Source organism: Bradyrhizobium sp. (genome assembly GCF_047605465.1).
Taxonomy (GTDB): Bacteria; Pseudomonadota; Alphaproteobacteria; order Rhizobiales; family Xanthobacteraceae; genus Bradyrhizobium.
Genome location: NZ_JASGFS010000021.1, coordinates 52682 through 75150, shown reverse-complemented (window position 1 = coordinate 75150; position 22469 = coordinate 52682). Strand labels below are relative to the sequence as shown.

Annotated in this window: 23 protein-coding genes; 11 read left to right on the top strand and 12 right to left on the bottom strand. The window is 65.3% G+C overall.

The genetic code is table 11. From position 1 onward, the window contains the following. Positions 1-134 precede the first annotated feature (134 nt). The 4 genes from QM712_RS18025 to aroQ are packed head-to-tail and all read left to right on the top strand — an operon-like array spanning position 135 to position 3466. Positions 135-1163: a TRAP transporter substrate-binding protein gene (locus QM712_RS18025; RefSeq protein WP_415024471.1), complete on the top strand. Its 1029-nt coding sequence runs from the start codon at positions 135-137 to the stop codon at positions 1161-1163. 28 nt (positions 1164-1191) lie between these two features. Then, positions 1192-1740, top strand: coding sequence for a TRAP transporter small permease (locus tag QM712_RS18020; protein ID WP_415024470.1), 549 nt, complete (start codon positions 1192-1194; stop codon positions 1738-1740). Next, positions 1737-3017, top strand: coding sequence for a TRAP transporter large permease (locus QM712_RS18015; RefSeq protein ID WP_415024469.1), 1281 nt, complete (start codon positions 1737-1739; stop codon positions 3015-3017). Before QM712_RS18020 ends, QM712_RS18015 begins: the two co-directional genes overlap by 4 nt. 17 nt (positions 3018-3034) lie before the next feature. Next, complete coding sequence (gene aroQ / locus QM712_RS18010; protein WP_415024468.1) at positions 3035-3466, top strand: type II 3-dehydroquinate dehydratase; 432 nt, start codon at positions 3035-3037, stop codon at positions 3464-3466. A 175-nt stretch (positions 3467-3641) separates the two neighbouring features. Here aroQ and QM712_RS18005 read toward each other — a convergent pair whose 3' ends face one another. The 4 genes from QM712_RS18005 to QM712_RS17990 form a co-directional block, all read right to left on the bottom strand. Next, positions 3642-4703, bottom strand: a complete 1062-nt coding sequence (locus QM712_RS18005) for an MBL fold metallo-hydrolase (protein ID WP_415024467.1) — start codon at positions 4701-4703, stop codon at positions 3642-3644. A gap of 128 nt (positions 4704-4831) precedes the next feature. Further along, on the bottom strand, positions 4832-6988 hold the full coding sequence (locus QM712_RS18000) for a methyl-accepting chemotaxis protein (protein ID WP_415024466.1): 2157 nt from the start codon (positions 6986-6988) through the stop codon (positions 4832-4834). A gap of 177 nt (positions 6989-7165) precedes the next feature. Further along, the gene (locus tag QM712_RS17995) at positions 7166-7891 is read right to left on the bottom strand and encodes an outer membrane protein (RefSeq protein ID WP_415024465.1); all 726 of its coding nucleotides are present in this window, start codon (positions 7889-7891) and stop codon (positions 7166-7168) included. 223 nt (positions 7892-8114) lie between these two features. Then, positions 8115-8435, bottom strand: a complete 321-nt coding sequence (locus QM712_RS17990) for a hypothetical protein (protein ID WP_415024464.1) — start codon at positions 8433-8435, stop codon at positions 8115-8117. Between the two features lie 119 nt (positions 8436-8554). Between QM712_RS17990 and QM712_RS17985 the strand changes: the two genes are divergently transcribed. Further along, positions 8555-8896, top strand: coding sequence for a hypothetical protein (locus QM712_RS17985; protein ID WP_415024463.1), 342 nt, complete (start codon positions 8555-8557; stop codon positions 8894-8896). Positions 8897-8978: 82 nt separating this feature from the next. After that, positions 8979-9263, top strand: a complete 285-nt coding sequence (locus tag QM712_RS17980) for a hypothetical protein (protein WP_415024462.1) — start codon at positions 8979-8981, stop codon at positions 9261-9263. A gap of 44 nt (positions 9264-9307) precedes the next feature. Here QM712_RS17980 and QM712_RS17975 read toward each other — a convergent pair whose 3' ends face one another. After that, positions 9308-10858, bottom strand: coding sequence for a winged helix-turn-helix domain-containing protein (locus QM712_RS17975; RefSeq protein WP_415024461.1), 1551 nt, complete (start codon positions 10856-10858; stop codon positions 9308-9310). A gap of 134 nt (positions 10859-10992) precedes the next feature. On the opposite strand from QM712_RS17975, the gene mddA reads away from it, so the two are divergent. Together mddA and QM712_RS17965 are read left to right on the top strand one after the other, a co-directional pair. Then, positions 10993-11781 carry a methanethiol S-methyltransferase gene (gene mddA / locus QM712_RS17970; RefSeq protein ID WP_415024460.1) on the top strand — a complete coding sequence of 263 codons (789 nt, stop codon included), beginning with the start codon at positions 10993-10995 and terminating at the stop codon, positions 11779-11781. A gap of 82 nt (positions 11782-11863) precedes the next feature. Then, a complete protein-coding gene (locus QM712_RS17965; protein ID WP_415024459.1) occupies positions 11864-12286 on the top strand; it encodes a GFA family protein in 423 nt (140 codons plus the stop codon). 242 nt (positions 12287-12528) lie between these two features. On the opposite strand, the gene QM712_RS17960 is transcribed toward QM712_RS17965, so the two are convergent. Further along, on the bottom strand, positions 12529-12930 hold the full coding sequence (locus QM712_RS17960) for a BA14K family protein (protein ID WP_415024458.1): 402 nt from the start codon (positions 12928-12930) through the stop codon (positions 12529-12531). A gap of 325 nt (positions 12931-13255) precedes the next feature. Here QM712_RS17960 and pcaB point away from each other — a divergent pair, with 325 nt between their 5' ends. Together pcaB and QM712_RS17950 are read left to right on the top strand one after the other, a co-directional pair. Beyond that, positions 13256-14617 (top strand): 3-carboxy-cis,cis-muconate cycloisomerase, encoded by a 1362-nt coding sequence (pcaB, locus tag QM712_RS17955; RefSeq protein ID WP_415024457.1) that lies wholly within the window; start codon positions 13256-13258, stop codon positions 14615-14617. 112 nt (positions 14618-14729) lie between these two features. Next, complete coding sequence (locus QM712_RS17950) at positions 14730-15986, top strand: aminopeptidase (RefSeq protein WP_415024456.1); 1257 nt, start codon at positions 14730-14732, stop codon at positions 15984-15986. Between the two features lie 96 nt (positions 15987-16082). Here QM712_RS17950 and QM712_RS17945 read toward each other — a convergent pair whose 3' ends face one another. Continuing rightward, positions 16083-16637, bottom strand: a complete 555-nt coding sequence (locus tag QM712_RS17945; protein WP_415024455.1) for a hypothetical protein — start codon at positions 16635-16637, stop codon at positions 16083-16085. Positions 16638-16874: 237 nt separating this feature from the next. Here QM712_RS17945 and QM712_RS17940 point away from each other — a divergent pair, with 237 nt between their 5' ends. Further along, positions 16875-17330, top strand: coding sequence for a cupin domain-containing protein (locus tag QM712_RS17940; protein ID WP_415024454.1), 456 nt, complete (start codon positions 16875-16877; stop codon positions 17328-17330). Positions 17331-17459: 129 nt separating this feature from the next. Here QM712_RS17940 and QM712_RS17935 read toward each other — a convergent pair whose 3' ends face one another. From QM712_RS17935 to QM712_RS17915, 5 genes are all read right to left on the bottom strand, one after another. Next, complete coding sequence (locus QM712_RS17935) at positions 17460-18512, bottom strand: amidohydrolase family protein (protein WP_415024453.1); 1053 nt, start codon at positions 18510-18512, stop codon at positions 17460-17462. Positions 18513-18625: 113 nt separating this feature from the next. Then, on the bottom strand, positions 18626-19147 hold the full coding sequence (locus tag QM712_RS17930) for a hypothetical protein (protein ID WP_415024452.1): 522 nt from the start codon (positions 19145-19147) through the stop codon (positions 18626-18628). Positions 19148-19214: 67 nt separating this feature from the next. Further along, positions 19215-20027: an MBL fold metallo-hydrolase gene (locus tag QM712_RS17925; protein WP_415024451.1), complete on the bottom strand. Its 813-nt coding sequence runs from the start codon at positions 20025-20027 to the stop codon at positions 19215-19217. 92 nt (positions 20028-20119) lie between these two features. Beyond that, entirely contained in the window at positions 20120-21646 is a 1527-nt protein-coding gene (locus tag QM712_RS17920; RefSeq protein ID WP_415024450.1) for a permease, read from the bottom strand. Beyond that, complete coding sequence (locus tag QM712_RS17915; RefSeq protein ID WP_415024449.1) at positions 21643-22392, bottom strand: ABC transporter ATP-binding protein; 750 nt, start codon at positions 22390-22392, stop codon at positions 21643-21645. The genes QM712_RS17920 and QM712_RS17915 overlap by 4 nt, the downstream gene beginning before the upstream one ends. Positions 22393-22469: the final 77 nt, after the last annotated feature.

Below are 22469 nucleotides of genomic sequence, written 5' to 3'. Positions count from 1 at the left end.
GCGCGTTTTGACAAATTTCGTACTCCTATCAAGCGTTTCATATAATATCATACAAAATAGAAAATATAGGTTGATTTATATTTCGTCATATAGGATGGTACGCCCCAAGAACGAGATCAACAGGGGAGGGGGCGATGCCCGTCGGGTTCAAAAGTCTGGTCTGGGTGGCTGCGATCGGCGCGATCGCGTTCGGCGCTTCGGGAACGGCGTCGGCGCAAAACATCCAGGAGCGCACCATCCGCTGGGGCCACCTGAACAACACCGACCATCCCGTCAGCAAAGGCGTGCAGAAATTCGCCGAGATCGTCGCGGCCAAGAGCGGCGGCAAACTCAAGGTGCGGGAATATCCGGCCAATCAGCTCGGCAGCGAGATGCAGCAGCAATCGGCGCTGCGCGCGGGCACGCAGGAGATGCAGTCGCCGGCGACGACCTCGCTGGTCGGCATCGTCAAGGATTTCGGCCTGATCGACTTCCCCTTCATCGTGTCGACGCCGCAGCAGGCCGACGCCTTGCTGGATGGCCCGCTCGGCGCGGCGCTGCTGGCGAAACTGCCGGAGAAGGGGCTGGTCGGTCTCGCCTATTGGGATCTCGGCTTCCGCAACGTCACCAACAGCCGCCGTCCGATCACCAAGGGCGAGGATCTCGACGGCATCAAGATCCGCGTGATCCCGAACCCGGTCTATCTGGAGACCTTCAAGGCGTTCAACGCCAACCCGGTGCCGATGAGCTTCTCCGAGCTCTACAGCGCGCTGGAGACCCGCACCGTCGATGGCCAGGAGAATCCGTTCTCGGTGATCCTGTCGAACAAGTTCTTCGAGGTGCAGAAATATCTCAGCGTCACCAACCACACCTACTCGACCAACATCATCCTGATCAGCAAGAAGTTCTGGGACCAGCTTTCGCCCGACGAGCAGAAGATCCTGCAGGATGCGGCGATCGAGGCCCGCGACTATCAGCGCAAGGTCAGCCGCGAGCAGGCCAGCGCCGCGATCGATGAGCTGAAGGCCAAGGGCATGGAGGTCAACGAGATCGCGCCGGCCGAGCTCGACCGCATGCGCGCGAAGACCAAGCCGATCGCGGAAAAGTTCTCCGCCGATTACGACGGCGCGATCGTCAAGCTGTTCAACAGCGAGCTCGACCGCGTTCATGCGCTGAAGCCGTGAGCCGTCGCGCCGGAGCGGGCCAGAAATCATGAAGACGATCGTCGATGCTTATTTCTGGCTGCTCCGCGCGGTGATCGCCGTGCTGCTCGCCGCCATGGTGGTGCTGGTGTTCGGCAATGTCGTGCTGCGCTACGGCTTCAACTCCGGCATCGCCATCTCGGAGGAGCTGTCGCGCTGGCTGTTCGTCTGGATGGTGTTCCTGGGCGCGATCATCGGCATGAGGGAGCATGCTCATCTCGGTGTCGACAGCCTGGTCAAGGCGCTGCCGCCGTTCGGGCGCAAGCTTTGCTACGGGCTGAGCCATGCGCTCATGCTCTACGCCTCGGTGCTGCTGACCGAGGGATCGTGGAAGCAGACGTTGCTGAACTGGGACACCGTGGCGCCGGCCTCGGGACTTTCCGTCGGGCTGTTCTATGCAGCCGGCATCGTGTTCGGCGCCTCCTCCTGCGTCATCATCGTCCATGAGCTGTACCGGCTCGTGACGGGACAGATCGCCGATGCCGATCTCGTCGCGGTGAGCGAGTCCGAGGATCTGCCCCATTCTCCAGATGCGGCCAGCGGAAAGCAGCAGGCATGACCGTTACCGTCTTCACCCTCTCGCTGCTCGGGGCCATGGCGATCGGCATGCCGATCGCGTTCGCGCTGATCATCTGCGGCGTCGCGCTGATGGCGTACCTGGCCATGTTCGACTCCCAGATCATCGCGCAGAACGTCATCAACGGCGTCGATTCCTTTCCGCTGATGGCGGTGCCGTTCTTCATCCTCGCCGGCGAGGTCATGAACACCGGCGGGCTGGCGCGGCGCATCCTCAACTTCGCGATCGCGCTGGTCGGGCATTTCCGCGGCGGCCTCGGCTATGTCGCGATCCTCACCTCCTGCATCCTGGCCTCGCTCTCGGGCTCGGCGGTCGCGGATGCCGCGGCGCTCGGCGCGCTGCTGGTGCCGATGATGGCCGCCGCCGGCCACAACCGCGCCAGCGCGGCCGGCCTCGTCGCGGCCGGCGGCATCATCGCGCCGGTGATCCCGCCGTCGATCGGCTTCGTCATCTTCGGCGTCGCTGCCAATGTGTCGATTTCAAAGCTGTTCCTGGCCGGAATCGTGCCGGGCCTCCTGCTCGGCGTCGGCCTCTGCTTCGCCTGGTGGTGGGTGGTGCGCAAGGAGAACCCGGCGCGCCTGCCGCGCAAGAGCATCGCCGAGATCTGGCGCGCGCTGATCGACGGCTTCTGGGCGCTGATGCTGCCCATGATCATCATCTTCGGCCTGCGCTTCGGCATCTTCACCCCGACCGAGGCCGCCGTCGTCGTCGCAGTCTATTCGCTGGTGGTGGCGATGGGCGTCTACCGCGAGCTCAAGCCGTCGCAATTGCCGGGGCTGCTGGTCTCGACGGCGCAGATGACCGCCGTGGTGATGTTCCTGGTCGCCGCCGCGCTGGTCTCCTCCTGGCTGATCACGGTCGCTGAGATCTCCGACCAGATCGTGGCGCTGGTGAAACCGTTCGCTGGCAACCAGACGCTCCTCACCATCGTGCTGATGATCATCGTGGTGATCGTCGGCACCGCGCTCGACATGACGCCGACGATCCTGATCCTGACGCCGATCCTGATGCCGATCGTGAAGCAGGCCGGCATCGATCCCGTCTATTTCGGCGTGCTCTTCATCATCAACAACGCGATCGGCCTGATCACGCCGCCTGTCGGGGTCGTGCTCAACGTGGTCTGCGGTGTCTCGCGGGTCTCGATGGACGACCTGATCCGCGGCGTATGGCCGTTCATGATCGCCCAGCTGGTCGTGCTGGCCTTGCTGACGCTGTTCCCCGTTCTGGTCACCGGCCCGGCGAAGTGGTTCGGCGGATAATTTCGAAAGGACCTTCCATGAAGCGCGTGACGATCCTCAACGGTCCCAACCTCAACATGCTCGGAATCCGCGAGCCGCATATCTACGGCACGACGACGCTCGACCAGATCAATGCGAGCTGCGAGGCAGCCGCTGCGAGCCTCGGGCTCAAGCTCGCCTTCCACCAGTCCAACCATGAGGGCGTCATCGTCGATCTGATCCAGTCGGCGCGGCAGGACGCCGACGCCGTCATCATCAACCCGGCCGGCTTCTCGTTCACCTCGGTCGCGATCATGGACGCGATCAAGACATTCGAGGGCCCGGTGCTGGAGGTGCACATCTCCAACATCCACGCCCGCGACGAATATCACCGGCACTCCCGGATCTCGTTCGTGGCAACCGGCGTGATCTGCGGCCTCGGGCCGTACGGTTACATCGCGGCGATGCACGCGATCGCGAACATGAAGTGAGGCGTTGCCAATGACTTGGTGAGCTCCCTCGCCCCGCTTGCGGGGAGAGGGTTGGGGCGAGGGGGAGTACTCACGGGTGTGAGAACTGGGCTCGCCGAGAGCCCGCCATCACCCGGAATGCGCGCCGTGCGAGAACTCCGGCCTCTCCCCGCAAGCGGGGCGAGGTAAGGGATTCTCAGGTCGTCCTGAACTGCAGCACGCCGTCCTTGGTCTCGGCCGTCAGCCGTCCCTCGACCAGCATGTAGTTGACGTGCGCGACCAGCTCGCCGGCGGCAAAGCCCATCTGGTGCTCGTCGAGCACGTGCTTGTTGAACACCACGGGCACCAGCTCCCGCGAGGTCTTCGGTTGCTCGCGGCAGGCTTCGGCGATCAGCCGGCAGCGCTCCTCGTGGTGGTCCGCGAGCTGCTTGATGCGGGTCTTCAGCCCGTAGAAGGGCACGCCATGGCCGGGCAGCACCAGCACGTCATAGGGCAGCGTCGTGGTGAGGCTTGCGAGCGAGGCCAGATATTCGCCGAGCGAATTCTGGTCGGGCTCGACCGCCCAGACGCTGACATTCGGGGAAATCCTGCTCAGCACCTGGTCGGCGGAGAGGAAAAGCTTGTCGTCGGCGCAATACAGCATCACCTGGTCGAGCGCGTGCCCGCCGCCGGTGATCACCTTGAAGCGGCGCGTACCGATCACGACGTCTTCGCCATGGGAGATGCGCCGGTAGGACGGCGGCAGCACCGAGACCTGCTTGAGATAGTCCTGGCCGCGGCCGAGCAGCTTTTCGGTCAGCGTCTCGTCCATGCCGTGGCGGCGGAAGAACAGCCGCTGCGCGTTGCGACGCTCCTCGGTGCCGCGGTTCTGGTGATAGACCGATTGCAGATACTCGACCTGCGACATCACCAGCGGGCAGTTGAACCGCTCGACGATCCACCCCGCGAGGCCGACATGGTCGGGATGCGAATGGGTGACGATCAGGCGCGTGATGTTGACGCCTTTCAGCGGTCCCTCGAACAGCGTGGTCCAGGCCTCGATCGTCTCTTCGTTGCCGAAGCCGGCGTCGATCATGGCGTAGCCGTCGCGATCGGCGAGAAGGTAGATGTTCACGTGGTTGAGGCGGAACGGCAGTTTCAGCCGGACCCACAAGACGCCGGGCCGCACTTCCACGACCTGATCGGGGCCGGGATGCTGTTCCCAGGGATAGCGCAGGGCTTCGGCGGAGGATTGCACGGTGTCGGTCTTTGAATTCATGCTACCGGCTTAAACCCACTGGCAGCGAGGCGCCAGCCGAAAAAGGGTTGGCGGCCGCCGTCGCATGGCCGTCATACCGGCCGGATTTTCCGTAGCCCGGACGGAGCCGCCGGGCTGCGGCCCCCCTCCTAGGCCGCCCGCATGTTGTTCAGGAACGAGTCGATCTCCCCGCGCAGCATGTCGGCCTCGCGGCGCAGCGCGTCGGAGGCCGTCAGCACCTCGGTGGCGGCGGCGCCGGCTTCGGCGGAGGCGGTGGAGACGCCGACGATGTTGCTGGAGACCTCGCTGGTGCCGCCGGCGGCATGCTGGATGTTGCGGGCGATCTCGCGGGTCGCCGCGCCTTGTTCCTCGACCGCGGCGGCAATCGTCGTGGTGACGTCGTTGATCTCGCCGATGATCCGGCCGATGCCCTGGATCGCGCCGACCGCCGAAGTCGTGACTGACTGCATGCTGGCGATCTGGGTGCGGATCTCCTCCGTCGCCTTGGCGGTCTGGCTCGCGAGGCTCTTGACCTCGGAGGCCACCACCGCGAAGCCGCGGCCGGCCTCGCCCGCGCGCGCCGCCTCGATGGTGGCGTTGAGCGCGAGCAGATTGGTCTGCGAGGCGATGGTCTGGATCAGGTCGACCACCACGCTGATGCGGCTCGCGCTGTCGGCGAGGCCCTGCACCGTGGCGTCGGTCGCGCCGGCCTCGTCGACCGCCTTCCTGGCGATCTCGGCCGACGTGACGACCTGGCGGCTGATCTCCTCGATCGAGGACGACAATTGCTCGGTGCCGGCCGAGACCGTCTGCACGTTGACCGAGGTTTCCTCGGCGGCGGAGGCGACCGCGTTGACCAGCGCATTCGACTGGTCGGCGGTGCTCGACATGCTCTGCGCGGTCGTCTGCATCGAATTGGCCGATTGCGCGAGATTGTCCAGCGCGTTGCGCACCGTGCCCTCGAAATCGGCGATCCTCGCCTCCATGCGCGCGGCACGTTCGGCCTTCGCCACGCGGTCCTTGTCCTGCTCGCTCGTCAGCGCGCGGGCCTCGATCATGCTCTCGCGGAACACCTGCAGCGTGTTCGCCATCACCGAGATCTCGTCATTGTGGTGGCGCGAGCGGTAGATCTCGGTTTCGAGGTCGCCGCCGGACAGCAGCTGCATCGAATGATGCAGGGCTCCGATCCGGCGCAGGATGCTGCGTCCGACATACAGCCAGACGAACAAGGCCGAGCCCACCAGCATCAGCGCGCCCAGCGCCAGCATGGCCGACGTGGCGAACGAGATCTCCTGGCGCGCCTGGGACGTCGCGGCGTTGGTCTCCTTCTGCACGCCGTCGACGAGCTGCTGCACGCTGATGCCGAGGCCGACATTGAGCTTGCGCGTCTCGTCCAGGATGGTCTGGCCGTAGTCGATGGAGTCGAGCTCCTTCTGGCGGATCTTGAACACGCCGGTCTTGCCCTCGCCGAAGACGAGCAGCTTCTGCACGGCGTCGCGCACCGCCTGCATCGAAGGCAGGTTCGGAAGGTCATCGAGGTTCGACTTGACGCGGTCGCGGGTGGCCTTGAACTCCTTCTCGATCGCCTCCAGCGTGTCGCTGCTGCTGGCCGAGAGCGCCGCCATCATGTCGGCGGCCATCAGGTTGCCGTTGGCCGAGATCGTCGACACCTGGCCGACGGTACGGGCGGCTTCGGTGGCATCGTCGGCGGAGACGTCCGCCGCGGCGAGGATCGCGTTCAGGCGCGTCTGCGCATCCAGCATCGCCGGGCCCGCCGCGCCGACGAAAGCGAGCTGCCCCTTGCGCAGCGCCTCGTATTGCTTGTCGTGCAGCGCGCCCGTCTCCAGGCGCTCGCGCGCGGCCGAGACCAGGCTCTGCGTCGCCTCGTCGATGTTCTTGGCGGTGTCGCGCAGCGCGGTTGCGGTCTGCTTGTCGGCGCCGAGCTCGATGATCTCGGCGAGCTTGGCCATGGCGAGCTGCTGGATGTCACGCACGCTCTTGGTGCGTTCGTTCAGCGCCTCGTCGGTCGGAGATGCGAGCAGGCCGGGGCCTTGTGCGGCGAGGGTTGCGCTCTGCGAGGCGAGCTGGAGGCTCGCGGACAGGCGCGGAATGTCGCGCCCGCTGAGATCCATCATGGTCGCGCCGAGATGGTTGAACACGAAGCCGGCGCCTGCGGCGATCACCAGACCCATGCCGGCGATCAGCGCGAAGGCTGCGAACAGGCTGCCGCGCAGGCCCCATTTCGGCATCTTGAAACGAGGCCGGAAGCGGCCAAGAACATGGCCACGGCCCAGACGGATCGCCATCGAAATTCCCCCACACCCGTGTTCTCTTTTATTTTCGCGGCGGAGTATCCTTGGGGCGGGTTAAAAAATCGCAAGTTGCACAAATGGTTGCGTTGGCCGGGCCGATTCCGCAGGACGAAAAAAGAAAGGGCCGGCAACGTGGCCGGCCCTTCGTCGCAAGGAGATTTCGGTTGGCGCTCAGTAGCGCGCCACGGCCGGGCTGGCCCAGTTGAAGCGGTAGTTGAGGCCGACCTTGAAAGTGTGGTCGTCGGTGGTGAAGTTGCCGGTGCCGACCAGAGGGCCCGCGGTGAAGCGCGCGTCGCCGAAATTGTAGTACTGGTACTCGGCCTTGGCCGACCAGTTCGGGGCGAACATGTATTCGAGGCCGGCACCGATGGTGTAGCCGTTGCGGTGATCGCCGCTGATGATGAAGCCGGTCGGCACGCCGCCAACGGTCACCTTCTCGTTGTTGTCCGAATAGGCGTAACCGCCCTTCACGTATAGCAGGCCCGGACCCCAGGTGTAGCCGACGCGGCCGGTGATCGAGCCGAGGCCACGCTGGTCGTTGGTGTAGGCGACGTTGCCCGGGAATACCGCGCCGACATTGCCGGAGAGCCAGGAGTACTGGCCTTCGAGACCGACGACGAAGCTCGGGTTGAGCTGCCAGTCGGCGCCGGCCTGCACGCCGCCGAGGAAACGGCCGTTGCCGTTGTTGCCGGTGGAGAGGCCGTTGAAATTGTTGTCGCTGGAGAACGCGCCGCCGACATGGGCGCCGATGTAGAAGCCGGTCCAGTTGTAGATCGGCGCGGCGTAAGCCGGTGCCGGCGCCTTGTAATAGTTGCGCGAACCGAGATCGGCACCGACGGCTGGAACAGCCGCGCCCGCCACGAGCAGCGCCACGGTCGCAAACAGAATCTTCTTCATCGTCTTGAACTCCAACACTTGTTCCCCGGCAGGCGCGTTGTCCGCGCCGGCGTTGGTTTTGCAGATAGCTCGCTTTTTACGAAAATGCTGTCACATGCATGGCACAGCGGCACCTAACCTAACTTATTGGGCCGCAAATGATTTTCGTGCTTAATGGCAGCTTAAGAAATGCTGAAGGAAGGCTTAATTCGGCAGCCCTTCGGTAACCTGCGCGCGCGTCTCGTTAACCAAGACGGCGCCGCACCTCGTCGCGCATCTGTTCGCGGAAGGCGGCGCGCCGCGCCGGCCGATCCTCTTCGCGCACGTCGTGCCGATCGAAGATGTTGAAGTTCTCCAGGATCGGATGGCGTTCGCTCGCCATCGCGAGCACGCGGAGCACCTTGGTCGCGGCCGGCGTCGGGCCGCTCACCTCCCAGCGCCGGACCGTGTCGGCACCGCCCTTGTCCGGCAATCCGCACAGCCTTGCCATGTCGGCCGCCGTCAGCTTCCGGTCGAGGGCGTCGGAAAGGTCGTTGCGGAGCTGCTTCAGTTCGGGGCCGGTCATGTCGATTGCGTCCAGGATGTCATCGGGTGCTGCAGTAGCGCTGATTCGGGTCCATCCGAAGGCGGGCGCGCTCGTGATAGTGTTTCCACGCCGGTCACGCATCGTTGAGGGGAAATCGCATGCCTGTGTTCAAGCTGCCCCTGTCGGGGGATGTGGTCCAGTCCATCTATCCGTCGTTCTTCAGTCCGGCCGGCGGCCAGTTCGGCCTCGTCAACATCACGGTCGGGCAGTCCTCGGCCCCTGACGTCGAGAAGGACGTGCTGTCGGATGTCGGCAGCTACGGCAAGCAGATCGGCCAGATCGCGGATGCGCTGCTCGTGGTCATCGAGCATCTGGAAGCACTTGGCGACCGCGCGCTGGGCGACGACAAGGCCGTCACGGCCTTCAAGCAGCTGATGAATTCGGTTGCGACCGTGAAGGAGCGCCACGATCGCAAGGCCCGCCGTCCGAAGCGGCCTTGATGGCGCGGTGTCTGCGGCACATTTGGGTAGGTCAGGCGTTGTCTATTCGGCCCGAACGGCCGCACCTATGAAAGGATCAGCCATGATCAGCACCAGAGCTGCGTTCGCCGCGCTCATCATTGCCGGATTAGCATTAGCCCCCTTCGCGGCCGAAGCCAAGCGGCAGCGGACCGTCAGGCACCACAGCGCATATGCAATGTCGCCGACCACCGGCACCGCCGGTGTAACGGCAGCGCAACCCCGCTCATCCTACGGGACGTCAGGGCAAACGGTCGGCACCGTCACGGCGCCATCGGTCGGCACGTATAATTGGCCGTCGGTCGGCGTAACCAACTCCGTTCCGACCTGGAACAACACGACCAGATAAAGGGTGCGATCGGGCGGCGTCTGCATGGTCAGCCTGCGGACGCGTCAGCTCAATCCCGCCCGCCGGAAGCCCTCGAGATAATGTTCGCGGTCGGCCTCGCTCGCCCACGGCAATTGAGTCGCGATCCAGTGCAGGGAGATGCCGGGCTGGGTGCGGCGGAGCTCCCGCAGCGCCATTCCCGCAAGCGCGCGGTCGCCGGTCATGCCGGCCGAGACGGCGAGCACGCGATAGGCGCCGGTGAGATCGCCGCGATGGCGGATCGCCTCGCGGGCCAGCGCGATGGCCTCGTCATAGTGTCGTTCGGTGAAGCGCGCATAGCCGGCGATCCCGTAGTAGACGGCCAACGACGGATCGCGCGGTGAGAGCCGGATCGCCTTCTGCGCCGCCTCGAACGAATCCCTCGATCGTCCCGCATAGGACAGCGCCAGCGCGTAATAGCTCTGCGCCAGTGAAAAGTTCGGATTGAGCGCGAGCGCCTGCTCGAACTCGGACAGTGCCTCCGCGAGCCGCCGGGTCGAGAAGAAGACGCTGCCGAGTGCGGCATGCGCCCAGCCGTCCTCGTGATCGCAACGCATCGCGGCGAGTGCGGCGGCTTCCGCGACCGGCGCCGTCGCGGCGAGATCGGCCCAGCCGAGATGCACGCCGAACATCAGGCTCGCCGCCAGCACCGATTGTGCCTGGCCGTATTCCGGATCGATCTCGATCGCGCGCTCGAGCAGCGTGCGCGCCGCGACGTGGTCGTCGCGCGTCACGCGCCAAACATGCGACAGGGCGCGCATCACCAGATCCCAGGCATCCAGGCTCGACGGCGGCTTGCGATGAGCGCGGAAACTCTCGGCCGCGTGGATCTGCGGCTCGATCGCCGCGACGATCGCGTTGGTGATCTCGTCCTGCACCGCGAAAACGTCGACCAGCTCGCGGTCGTAGCGCTCGGCCCAGAGATGGCTGCCGGTGGTGGCATCGTTGAGCTGGGCGGTGATGCGCACGCGGTTGTCGGCCTTGCGCACGCTGCCCTCGACGACGTAGCGGACGCCGAGCTCCTCGGCGATCTGCCGGATGTGGACCGCGCGCCCCTTGTAGGTGAAGGACGAATTGCGGGCGATCACCATGAACCAGCGCTGCTTCGACAGCGCGGTGAGGATGTCCTCGGTCATGCCGTCGCCGAAATAATCCTGCGCGGGATCGCCGCTCATGTTCTCGAACGCCAGCACCGCGATCGCCGGGCGGTCCGGCGCCGGGCGCGCGGGGACCTGGCCGGGGCCTGCCGGTGCGAGCGCGGCCTCCGATTTCTCCCGGACTTCGCCGACGAAGCGAAAACCCTTGCGCGGGATCGTCTTGATCAGGCGCTGGGTCGCGCCGTCGTCGCCGAGCGCCTTGCGCGCGGCGTTGATCCGGCTGTTCAGCGCGGAGTCCGAGATGATGCGGTCGCTCCAGATGCGGCTGATCAGGTCATCCTTGCTGACCACACGGGTGCGCTCGGCCACGAGGTAGAGCAGCAGATCGAACACCTGGGGCTGCAGCGGCACGGCCACGCCGTTGCAGGTCAACTCGCGCAGGGAGCCGTCGAGCACGTTGTTTTCGAAGTGAAATCGCACGTTTCTGTCATCTCAAGCAAAAATCAAAGTTGTCTCAGGCGAAAATCAATCATCCGCGAAAGTCTTGCCCCGTCCGAAACGGCATGAAGCCGGGACCAAGGAGTGTCGATGCACCCGGCACAGCGGAGTTATCCATGGCCCAGCTTGATCACCAGCTTCGTTCCATCAGCCCGGAGGATACGGGCTCACGCGGTTTCAAGGTCATCGCCTTCCTGTACGGAGTTGCGGTATATCTCGTGTTCTCCGTCACCATTCTCTACGCCATCGGCTTCGTCACAGGGCTGGTGGTGCCGAAAACCATCGACACCGGCGCGGAGTCGCCCATGGTCGAAGCTGTCATTGTCGACCTCCTCCTGATGACGCTGTTCGCCCTTCAGCACAGCGTGATGGCGCGACCGGGTTTCAAGGCGTGGTGGACGCAGTACGTGCCCCAGCCTGTCGAGCGCAGCACCTATGTGCTGCTGGCGAGCCTGTCTCTTCTCCTCCTGTTCTGGCAGTGGCGTCCGCTGCCCGCCCTCATATGGAAGATCGAGAATCCGGATCTTGCCGTGACGCTGGTCACGGTGTCGCTGCTGGGTTGGGTGCTCGTCTTCACCAGCACGTTCATCATCAACCACTTCGAATTGTTCGGATTGCATCAGGTCACCATCCATCTCGCCGGCAAGGAGGCCGCACCGCCGCGCTTCAAGACGCCGCTGCTCTACAAATTCGTCCGCCACCCGATCTATCTCGGCTTCATCATCGCGTTCTGGGTGACGCCGGTCATGACCGCGGGCCATCTGCTGTTTGCGGGCGTGACGACCCTCTACATTCTCGTCGGCATTGCGCTGGAGGAACGCGACCTCGTCGCGCTCTTCGGTGACGAGTACCGGCAATACAAGCAGCGTGTGTCGATGCTCATTCCCTGGCGCAGGTCGGCCTAAGCTGTACCTGCCTGCCGATCCGCTCGCTTCCTCCGATCGGAGGACATCGAGGACAACGACGTCATCAACGGAGAAGATCAAAATGAAACATGTCGGAAACTGCTTCTGCGGCGCGGTCACGCTCGAGGTCACGGGCGAACCGGAAGCGATGGGCTATTGCCATTGCCGCTCCTGCCGGTCCTGGTCGGGCGGCCCCGTGAATGCCTTCAGCCTGTGGAAGCCCGAAGCGGTGCGCGTCACCGGCGGCGACGAGCATGTCGCGACCTATGCCAAGACGCCGCTCAGCCAGCGCCAGTTCTGCAGGAAGTGCGGCGGCCATCTCATGACCAACCACCCGCCGCTCGGGCTGATCGACGTGTTCACCGCAACGATTCCGACGCTCAGCTTCACGCCCGGTGTCCACGTCAACTACGCAGAGACCGTGCTGCCGATGCGCGACGGGCTGCCCAAGCTGAAGGATTTTCCGGCGGAGTTCGGCGGCAGCGGCGAGATGATGCAGGAGTAGGGAGCGCCGGCGAAGCCCCTGTTCAACGAAAGCCGCGACAATTGCGCGCGTGCTGCAGGCGCTTAAGCCGCCACGACGTCATGGCCGGGCTCTTCCCGGTCATCCGCGCCCCGCAGCAAGCTGCGTTGGCTTCCTCGCGCCGAGAACGAAGATGCCCGGGACAAGCCCGGGCATGGCGGCCTTTCGCGAGGCGAGTGCACTTGTCGGCAAATGCCGATCGTGCGGCCGGTCGGCCCTGCCGGCTACGGGCAGGGATGACGCCTGCCGTCGTTGCCGAGATACAGACCCGTGTTCGGGTTGTAGGACTTGTAGCGCTGCATGCAGTAGGCGATGTCGCCGTCGGGCGGCGGTCCGTAGGCGGCGGGCGGCGGCGGGTAGCCCGGTCCATAATAATAAGGTGAGCCGTAATAGTAGGGCGCCGCGATGGCGCCGCCGATCAGCGCGCCGGCCGCGAGGCCGCCGACGAACGCGCCGCCGCCCCAGCCGCGATGTCCGTACCAGCGAACGTGTTCGATCTGTCCGGACGCAGGGCGTGTCATCGCCAGCGGCTGGCCGATCGGCGCCGCCGACGCCTCGGTCAGCGTCGTGGCCGACAGGCCCGCGAGCACACAAGCTCCGGCAATGAAGCGAAACGATTTCAACATTGTGGTCTCCTCGTCACGCGGCAGCTCCCGCCGCGCACGTCAGTGATAGTGCAACTCGGCAAGCGCGCTGAATTAAAATTTGGACAGGATGATCTCCTGGTTGTCGTCCTCGCGAAAGCCAGGACCCATTCCGCGGAATCCATCGGGTGTCGTCGGCAAGCGTGCCGAACGCCTGGTGTTCGCTTCGAGTCTCTCTGGGAGGAATGGGTCCCCGCTTTCGCCAGGACGATGCCGGCTGTGTGTCGAACTGTGAATGTTGATTGCTCGGCTCGCCATCCCGCGTAAGCTATTCCCCACACGAAGCACCAACCACGAAGAAGCGCCCATGCCAGCCTTTCCCGCCGCCACCACCGTGCTCGATTCCATCCTGTTTCGCGATGCCTTCGGGACGCCGAAGATGCGGGAGGTGTTCTCCGACGTGGCGCTCGTCGCGCGCTATGCGGAGGTCGAGGTGGCGCTGGCGAAGGCGGAAGCCAGGTGCGGCGTAATTCCGCAAGCCGCGGCCGAAGCGATCGCGGCGCGGACGAATGTCTCCGCGCTCGACTTCGACCTGCTGCGGCAGGAGACCGACATCGTCGGCTATCCGATCCTGCCGCTGGTGCATCAGATGGTGAAGCAATGCGGTGATGCCGGCCGCTACGTGCATTGGGGCGCGACCACGCAGGACATCATGGACACCGCCGTGGTCCTGCAACTGCGCGCGGCCTTCGAGATCATCGAGGCCGACATCGCCGAGCTTCGCCGCATCCTCGCCAATCTGTCGCGACGCTATCGCGACACGCCGATGGCGGGCCGCACTCATCTGCAGCAGGCGCTGCCGGTGACTTTCGGCTACAAGACCGCGATCTGGCTCGCGATGTTCGATCGTCACGCCGAACGGCTCGCGCAATTGAAACCGCGCGTCCTGGTCGGCCAGTTCGCCGGTGCGGCCGGAACGCTGGCCTCGCTCGGCGACAAGGGCTTCGAGGTGCAGGAAGCGCTCTGCGCCGAGTTGGCGCTCGGCGTGCCCGCCTCGACCTGGCACGTCGCGCGCGACGGCTTCGCCGAGGCGGTCAATTTCCTCGCGCTGGTCACAGGCTCGCTCGGCAAGATCGCGCTCGATATCATGATCATGGCTTCGACCGAATTTGCCGAGGTCTATGAGCCCTTCGTCAAGGGACGCGGTGCCTCATCGACCATGCCGCAGAAGCGCAACCCGATCTCTTCGGAACTGATGCTCGCGGCGTCCAAGGCGGTGCGCCAGCACGCCGGCCTGATGCTCGATGCCATGGTGCAGGATTTCGAGCGCGCCACTGGCCCCTGGCACGCCGAATGGATGGCGATCCCGGAAAGCTTCGTGCTGACCGCGGGCGCTCTGCATCAGGCGAAGTTCGCGCTCGCGGGCCTCATCGTGGACGAAAGCAGGATGAGCGACAATCTCGCGATCAGCCGCGGATTGATCGTGGCGGAAGCTGTCATGATGGGGCTTGCGCCCCAGATCGGCCGGCAGGAGGCGCATGACGTGGTCTATGATGCCTGCCGGCTCGCCAACGAGAAGGGTCTCGCGCTGGCCGATGCGCTGTCGGCGGATCCGCGCATTTCCGCCCGAATCGATCGCGCCACGATTGAGGCGCTGACCTCACCGAAAAATTACCTCGGGCTTGCGCCGGCGATGGTGGATCGCGTGCTGAAATCGGCAACGCGTTGAAAACCAAAACGCACGAAACCTCGTATCTTCCGCGTGGCGCAGGATGCTCGCGCTATTGCGCCGTGAAATGATAGACTTAAATGAGATCGAGACTTTCCGCAGAGGACCTGGCATGACCGAGCAGCGCAATTCTTCCACTCCCATCGATCCCGTGAAACTCGACCGGCTGGCCGAGGTGGCGGTGAAGGTGGGCCTGGGCTTGCGGCCGGGACAGGACCTTCTTCTCACGGCGCCCGCCATCGCGCTGCCCCTGGTGCGGCGGATCGCCGTACATGCCTACAAGGCCGGTGCCGGAATCGTGACGCCGATCCTGTCGGACGAGGAGATGACGCTGGCGCGCTACCGCCACGGCCGCGACGACAGCTTCGATCGTGCGGCCGGCTGGCTATACGAGGGCATGGCAAAGGCATTCTCGGACAACACCGCGCGGCTCGCCATCGTCGGCGACAATCCGATGCTGCTGTCGAACGAAGATCCGTCGAAGGTGGCGCGCGCCAGCAAGGCCAATTCCATGGCCTATCAGCCCGCGCTGGAGAAAATCGTCAATTTCGACACCAACTGGAACATCATCGCCTATCCGAGCCTGTCCTGGGCGAAGCAGGTGTTCCCCAACGATTCCGAAGACGTCGCGGTCGGCAAGCTCGCCGACGCGATCTTTGCGGCCTCGCGCGTCGATCGCGAGGACCCGACCGGCAACTGGGCGGCCCACAATGCGGTGCTGCGTGAGCGCACCAACTGGCTCAACGGCCAGCGCTTCCGCGCGCTGCAATATTCCGGGCCGGGCACCGATCTCACCATCGGGCTTGCCGACGGCCATGAGTGGGAGGGCGGCGCCTCGCTCTCGAAGAACGGCATCAGCTGCAACGCCAACATTCCGACCGAGGAGGTCTTCACCACGCCGCATTGCCGCCGCGTCTACGGCCATGTCGTGAGCTCGAAGCCGCTATCCTACCAGGGCACGCTGATCGACAACATCGCTGTGCGCTTCGAGGACGGCAAGATCGTCGATGCCAAGGCCTCGCGCGGCGCGGAGGTGCTGAACAAGGTGCTCGACACCGACGAGGGCGCGCGCCGGCTCGGCGAAGTGGCCCTGGTGCCGCATTCCTCGCCGATCTCGCAGAGCGGGCTGTTGTTCTTCAACACGCTGTTCGACGAGAACGCGGCGTCGCACATCGCGCTCGGCCAGTGCTATTCGAAGTGCTTCGTCAACGGCGCGCAGCTCACGCCGCAGCAGATCGCCGCGCAAGGCGGCAACCAGAGCCTGATCCACATCGACTGGATGATCGGTTCGTCCGAGACCGACATCGACGGCATTCTCGCCGACGGCAGCAAGGTGCCGGTGTTCCGCAAGGGCGAGTGGGCGAAGTAAGTCCACGGCCTTCTCTGCGGCCCATCCTTCGAGACGCCCGCCGCCGGCGGGCTCCTCAGGATGAGGTCTCGCGTGTCACGGTGAGATTTCAGAGCTTCATGCCGCCGCGTGACGCAGCGTCGGATTCTTGTCGATGCTGAAGCGGTTGAACAGAGTGGTGAACGGGCTGCCGTCCGTCGCCCGCACGATGGTGGCGGATGTAGCGACCGCGTCATAGAGTGCGCCGACGGGATCGTCGGGTTCGGACAGCTCCAGTGCGAGGCGGATTTCCTCGCGGGCCTCGTTGATCTCGTCCTCGTTATCGAGCGTCGCTTCCAGCGCGGCGGCCGCGCGCCGCATCTCCGCGAGGTCACCGCCGACGGAGAATTCGAGAATGTCCAGCCAATAGGGACAGGCGATGACGAGCTGGATGAACGCCTCGAAGCTGTCCGCGATGACCCCGGCGCGGCCGCCAGACGAGACGTAAAGGATCGTCTGCGCCGGCAGCAGCACGAACGTGCCGCCGGATCCGTCGCCGCCGATCTGTTGGGGATCATCGATGCCGTCGATGCGGAACCAAAGTTCCTCGTCCGGCTCGAAGGAGATGCGGAAGCTGCCGAACCACGCGGCGACCTCGCGGTCGGCAGCGAGAACCTCGGGGTTCAGGGACATCGGCGCGGTTCCTTCCAGCTCGTTTCGCGCATTTTGTCGCACCCGGCTGAAGGCGGGTTCACAGGCGCGAATTTCTCGGAAAAATCGCCACGGCAGTCGCTCCGCACGTGCAACTTGCGGCTGATTGTCGAGACTCGCGTAACAAAGAATTAAAAGCCGGCGACTAGCGTTCGGCGCATCTATTTCGAAGTCCGGGACTCAAACCCGGCCAATTATATTCCGTTCCTGGGGTTGCAGATGTCGCGCGCATTGATTGAAACCGGAAATTGCAACGTGGATCTTGAGCTGCGGCCGATCGAGCCGTCCTGGATCATCGAAGGCAACCCGGTGGCTCACTCGCACATTCTGTCGACCAGCGCCGACGGCACTGCCTCGACCATCATCTGGTCCTGCACCGAGGGACGCTTCAACTGGTACTATGATTTCGACGAGACGATCATGATCCTGGAAGGGTCGATCGTGCTCGAGAGCGACGGCATGCCGCCGAAGCGCTACGGCGTCGGCGACGTGATCTTCTTCCGCGACGGCGCCCATGCCAAATGGCACGTCGAGGGTCACGTCAAGAAGATCGCCTTCTGCCGCAAGACCAATCCCGCGATGATCGGCTTCATGGTGCGCGTCGTCAACAAGCTGAAGCGGATGTTCCTCTCGCCCGGCGAGCGCCGGCCCGCAACGCTCATGGGTGCCGGCTAGAGCATGTCCGGATCGGCCCGCAGCGGCGTTCCGGATTGATCTCGCCGAGGCAATAGAGTTTTCCAGGACGCTTCCCAGCGACCACGACGGAAGAGGGGGCGGGATCACAATCCCGGCCCCTTTTTCGCGTCACGACGGTAGTTCGAGCCGGTAGACGTCGGCCGCCGTCCGCGAGAACAGTGCCGTCTTCTCCGCTTCGCTCAGGGGCGCTGCGATGCGCTTGAAGGCGTTGAAGATCACCTGGTAGCTGCACTGGCCCTTGTCGGGCGGGAAATTGCTCTCGAACATCGCGCGCCTTGCGCCGAACGTCTCGATGCAGGTCTCGACATAGGGCCGCCAGGCCGCAGCGAGCTCCTCGGAAGATGGCGGCCTCTCGCGCAGATGGAAGTCGTAGCCGAGCAGGCACATCGCCAGCCCGCCGAGCTTCACCACCACGTTCTCGCATGTCGCGATCTCGCGTATGGACGCGCGCCATTGCGCGAACACTTCGTCGCTACGCCCGGCGAAGCGGCCGACCCCGGCCGGGCCGCCGCAATGGTCGAGCACGATCCGGGTGTGGGGAAAGGCGCGCGCGAGTTCGGTCAGCTCGCCGATCTGCGGGTGGAACAGCCAGGCATCGAAGCTCAGGCCGAGCGGCGCGAGACAGGCAAAGCCCTTGCGGAAGGCCGGGTCCTTCAGCAATCCCTTCGGCCGGTTCGCGTACATGCCCGCGACCTTGGGGTCTTCGTCCCAGGCCGAGGAATGCCGGATGCCGCGGAAGCGGCCGTTGCCGGCGGCGATCTCCGCCTCCAGCACCGGCTTCGCCGCGTCGCCGAGCAGCAGATTGGCGTGGCTGACGATGCCGGCGCAGATCGCGGCATTGCCGTAGGCACCGCTCGCGCTCATCGCGGCGACGCCATTGGCGAACTCGACTTCGCCGACGGGCCGCAACGCCTCCGGCCCGTGCGCCCGGTACATCGAGCGGCAATCGACATAGACGGTGGCGATGACGTTGTGGCCGGTGGCGATGTCGGCGGCCATCTCCTCGATCAGATAACGCTGGCTGCGATTCCAGAGATGGTGGTGGGGATCGACGATCGGCCGGGCCGGATCGATGATCTCCTCATGATGAAGCGCGAGCCAGTCCTCGCGCGGATCGACAAACAGCCCGCTCGCATTGGCGGGCAATCCGCTGGCAGCCATCGGCGTTTCGCTCCCTGATGTGTCTTGTTCGGGGAGCCTAGCATCTCGTCGGCAACTGGCTAGCGCGCGCCGCGCAACCCACGCATTTCACCGCGGACGAACCGGCGCCATCGTCAATTCCTCTGGCGCGTGGCCCTGACCTCGACCGCACGCCGCCAATCGGTCGCGCGCGCCGGCTTGCTCTCGCCGAGCCAGTGAAAGGAATCCGCGGTGATTTCCGTAAAGCTCCAGCGTGTCAGTTCGCCGGAATCCGTTGTGCCTTCCTGCACGATGTCGGCCCCATGGGCGCGTCCGATCTGCTGGCGGAACACGCCGCGGCCGGGATCGAACCATGAAATCCGCCACGCGGACATGGCGGGATCGTAGACCCGCAGCGTCGTGCCGTACCAGTTGCCGGTGATCGGAAAAGCGGGGCGGCCTTCGGCGCGCGGGATGATCCAGACGTCCTGCACGGCGCGGCCTTCCAGCACCCAGCCGAAATGGATCTCGCCGCGCGTATAGTGCCTCGCTCCATCCGGTGCGTAAGCGGTGATCTCGGCGTCCCAATCGCCGACGAATCGGCCGTAGAGCTGCAGCGCCGCCGCGTGCTCGGGGTTGGGACCATCCGCGTGCAGCAGCCTCGCAAATTCACTCATGCCGATCTCCTGGTTGCCGGACAGATCAGCACGAACGAACGGATGCTCGCTTGGAGAAAATTGCGCCTCAGACGCCGTCGAGAATGATCACCGTCGGCGTCGCCGGCAGCGCATCGCGCGACATCCGGAGCGAGCGCTCGGTGCGCCGGTCGATCTCGAACTGCTGGCCGATGCGTCGCATGAATTCGTCGAGCGGGGTGGCGAAGCGGTGCATCGGCAGCACCACGGACGCGCGCAGCCGCTTGGTGATCTCGGAGATGCCGTCGAGCGACATCGTGTAGGTGCCGTCGATCGGCACCATCACGATGTCGAGCCGCCCGATCTGGGCGAAATGGCTGTCGTCGAGCTTGTGGTGGAGGTGGCCGAGATGGCCGATGCAGAGGCCGGCGACCTCGAAGATGAAGATCGAGTTGCCGTCGCGGATCATGTCGGCGCCGGCATCGTCGCCGTAATAGCGGCGGATGTCGGTGGTGACGTTGCGGATGAAGGTGTCGCCGATGCGCTCGGAGACCAGCGCCGGCTTGCCGTCCTCGCCCCAGCCGTGCAGCACATGGGGAATGCGCTTGTCGGGAGCCAGTGTGTAATGGGTGCTGTGGGCCCGGTTCATGGTGACGACGTCGGGCAGCCGGCCGACCTGATAGGCGCCGCTATAGTCGGTGGCGATGCGCACGCCGCCGGGCGTGTCGATGAAATAGGTGGAGTGGCCGGCATAGGTGATCTCGACCTCGGCCGCGCCGGCGGCCTGCCGGAACGCAACCGGCATCGCGCGGGGGGGCGCGTTCGCCATCGCCAGGCATTCGCTGCGCTGGGGCTGCTGGGCGAGGGCAGGCGAAAGGCACGCGCCGAACAGGGCCAGAGCCGCCGAAACAAGTCGCCACATGAATCCGTCCCCGATGACGTCGGGGAAGTCTAACGTGCAATGCAGCGCATCGCCAACAGATCGCGATCAACAGCGCGTCAGTGTCGCACCCGTCACGCCCTGCGCGGGCTGAACTTCCAGGTGATGGCGACGAGGCCCGCGGTGATCAGCCCGCTGACGAGGCCGGCGATGGGCAAGGCGAGCAGCAGCGCTGCGCTGGCGGCCCAGCCGATCGATGAAAACGCTTCGGCAAAGGTCGCGAGCCGCGAGGAGGTCTGGCGGCGGCGGAACTGGCTGCGCCGGGCTTGGACCCGGAACCAGAGCTGGATCGCGGTGGCGCAGGCCGCGCTGGTGAGGACGGCGCCTGCCGTGATCGCGGCTTGATAGGCCGAGGCGAATGTCAGCACCGCGACCAGCGGTCCGAAGATGACGGCGATTGCGATCAGCACCACCTCGATCTTGGCGCGGATGACGCTGGAAGGCGAGAGCGGCGCGGTCGCGACCATGTCGGGCGCGTCCTCGCCCGAGATCGTCAGCCAGGCGAGGCCGCCCGCGAGCTGTCCTGCCGCCATCACGACCACCGGCGTGATCAGCGTCAGCGCCGCCGAGCTGTCGGCGAAGCTGCGCCAGAGCAGCAGCGCCGGCGGCACCAGATAGAGCAGCTGCATCAGGGTCTGTGAGATCAGCCAGGGGTCGCGCCAGAGCAGCATGAATTCCTTGCGCCGCAGCGCCTGCTGGCGCGATCCGCCACGGAAGGGACGTTCCTTCGCAATCCGCCGTCCCGTCTTGCCATGGGCGGCGGCATCGATCGCAGTGTCGGCGAAACGGTTGGAGAAGATCGCCATGACGCTTCCGAGCAGCACAAGCCCGCCGGCGAGCAGCAGCAACAGGGCTTCGCTGTCGCCCATGGTCGCCCGCGCAGGCCACCACCAGATGCTGTCGATGCCGGGCGCGTAGGCGGCCGCCGCATCGGAGGTCAGGATGGTGAAGCGGGACAGCGTGCCATAGGAGATGATCGCGGCGACCTGAAGCGCGATCACGAAGCCCGCGCCGATGATCGCGGCCAGGATCTGGGCCACGAAGCGCGTCCGCGCGGGCCCGATCAGCCGGAACAGGAGGATGGTCACCGCGATCGCGATCGCCGCGGCGGACAGGCCCATCGCGATCACCACGCCGAAGGCCGCGAGCCACCGCGCGCCGCCGCCGATCACCAGCACGTCGACGAAGGGCGTCGAGAACAGCAGCGCCATCACCGTGACGGTGAGCGCGATCGAGGCGATGCGGACCGAGAACAGATTGGCCAGCGTCGCGGGCGAGGACATGATCAGGTCGAGATCGGCGCGGGCGTAGAACACCCGCGTCACCGATTCGATCGCCTGCGACAGCATCAGCGTCCAGGCCAGCAGTATCGTCGCCGAGATCACGATCAGCGAGGATTTGTCGAGCGGAAGCTGCAGGTCCGCGAAGCGGCCGATCACGGCCCAGGCCGGCAGATGCAGGAGCGCGGCGAAGAAGGTGAGGCCGATGACGGCGGCGCGCGTGCGCTTGCGCCGTCCGCCCGTGATCATGGCGAACCATTCGCGCCAGGCGAGCCTCAGCTCGTGACGGGCAAACCAGGAGAGCGCCGTCGCGCTGCTCATGCGGCGGCCTGCAGCGTCACCAGCGCGATGAAGAGATCCTCGAGGCTGGTGTCGGCATGGCCGTTCTGCTGGCGCAGCTCGGCGAGCGTGCCTTCGGCGACGAGGCGGCCCGATGCGATCACGCCGATCCGATCGGCCATGCGCTCGGCGACCTCGAGGATATGCGTGGTCATGATGATGGTGCAGCCGGCCTGAACGCGCTCGCTCAGGAGGCCCTTCACATGCCGGGCGGAAACGGCATCGAGTCCCGTCAGCGGCTCGTCGAGGATGATGAGGCGGGGATCGTGCACCAGCGCGCCGGCGAGCGCCACTTTCTGCCGCATGCCCTTGGAGAAGCCCTCGCAGCGTTCGTGCCGGTGCGGCCCGAGCCCGAGCGAGCTCAGGAGATCCTGCGCGACCGGCTCCGAGACCGAGGGTGCGATGCCCCACAGTCCGGCGACGAATTCGAGATATTCGAGCGGCGTGAGCTTGTCATAGATCATCGGCTCGTCGGACACCCACGCCATCACCTGCTTGGCGGCGATGGGGTTCTGCAGCGCATCGATGCCGAAGATCGAGACCGCGCCGGCATCGGGCCGCAACAGGCCGGCGACCATGCGCAAGGTGGTGGTCTTGCCGGCGCCGTTGGGGCCGACCAGGGCGTAGAATTCGCCGGCGTGAATCGTGAGATCGAGGCTGTCGACCGCCGGGCGGTCGAAATGCTTCGTTAACCCTCGGACTTCGAGCGCCGACTTGTCCGGCTTCATGACGGCCACACCATCCGGTTTCACATGCGCGCGACCATGACCCGAAGATGTTTCGGCACCGTGAATCGCGTTGCCGC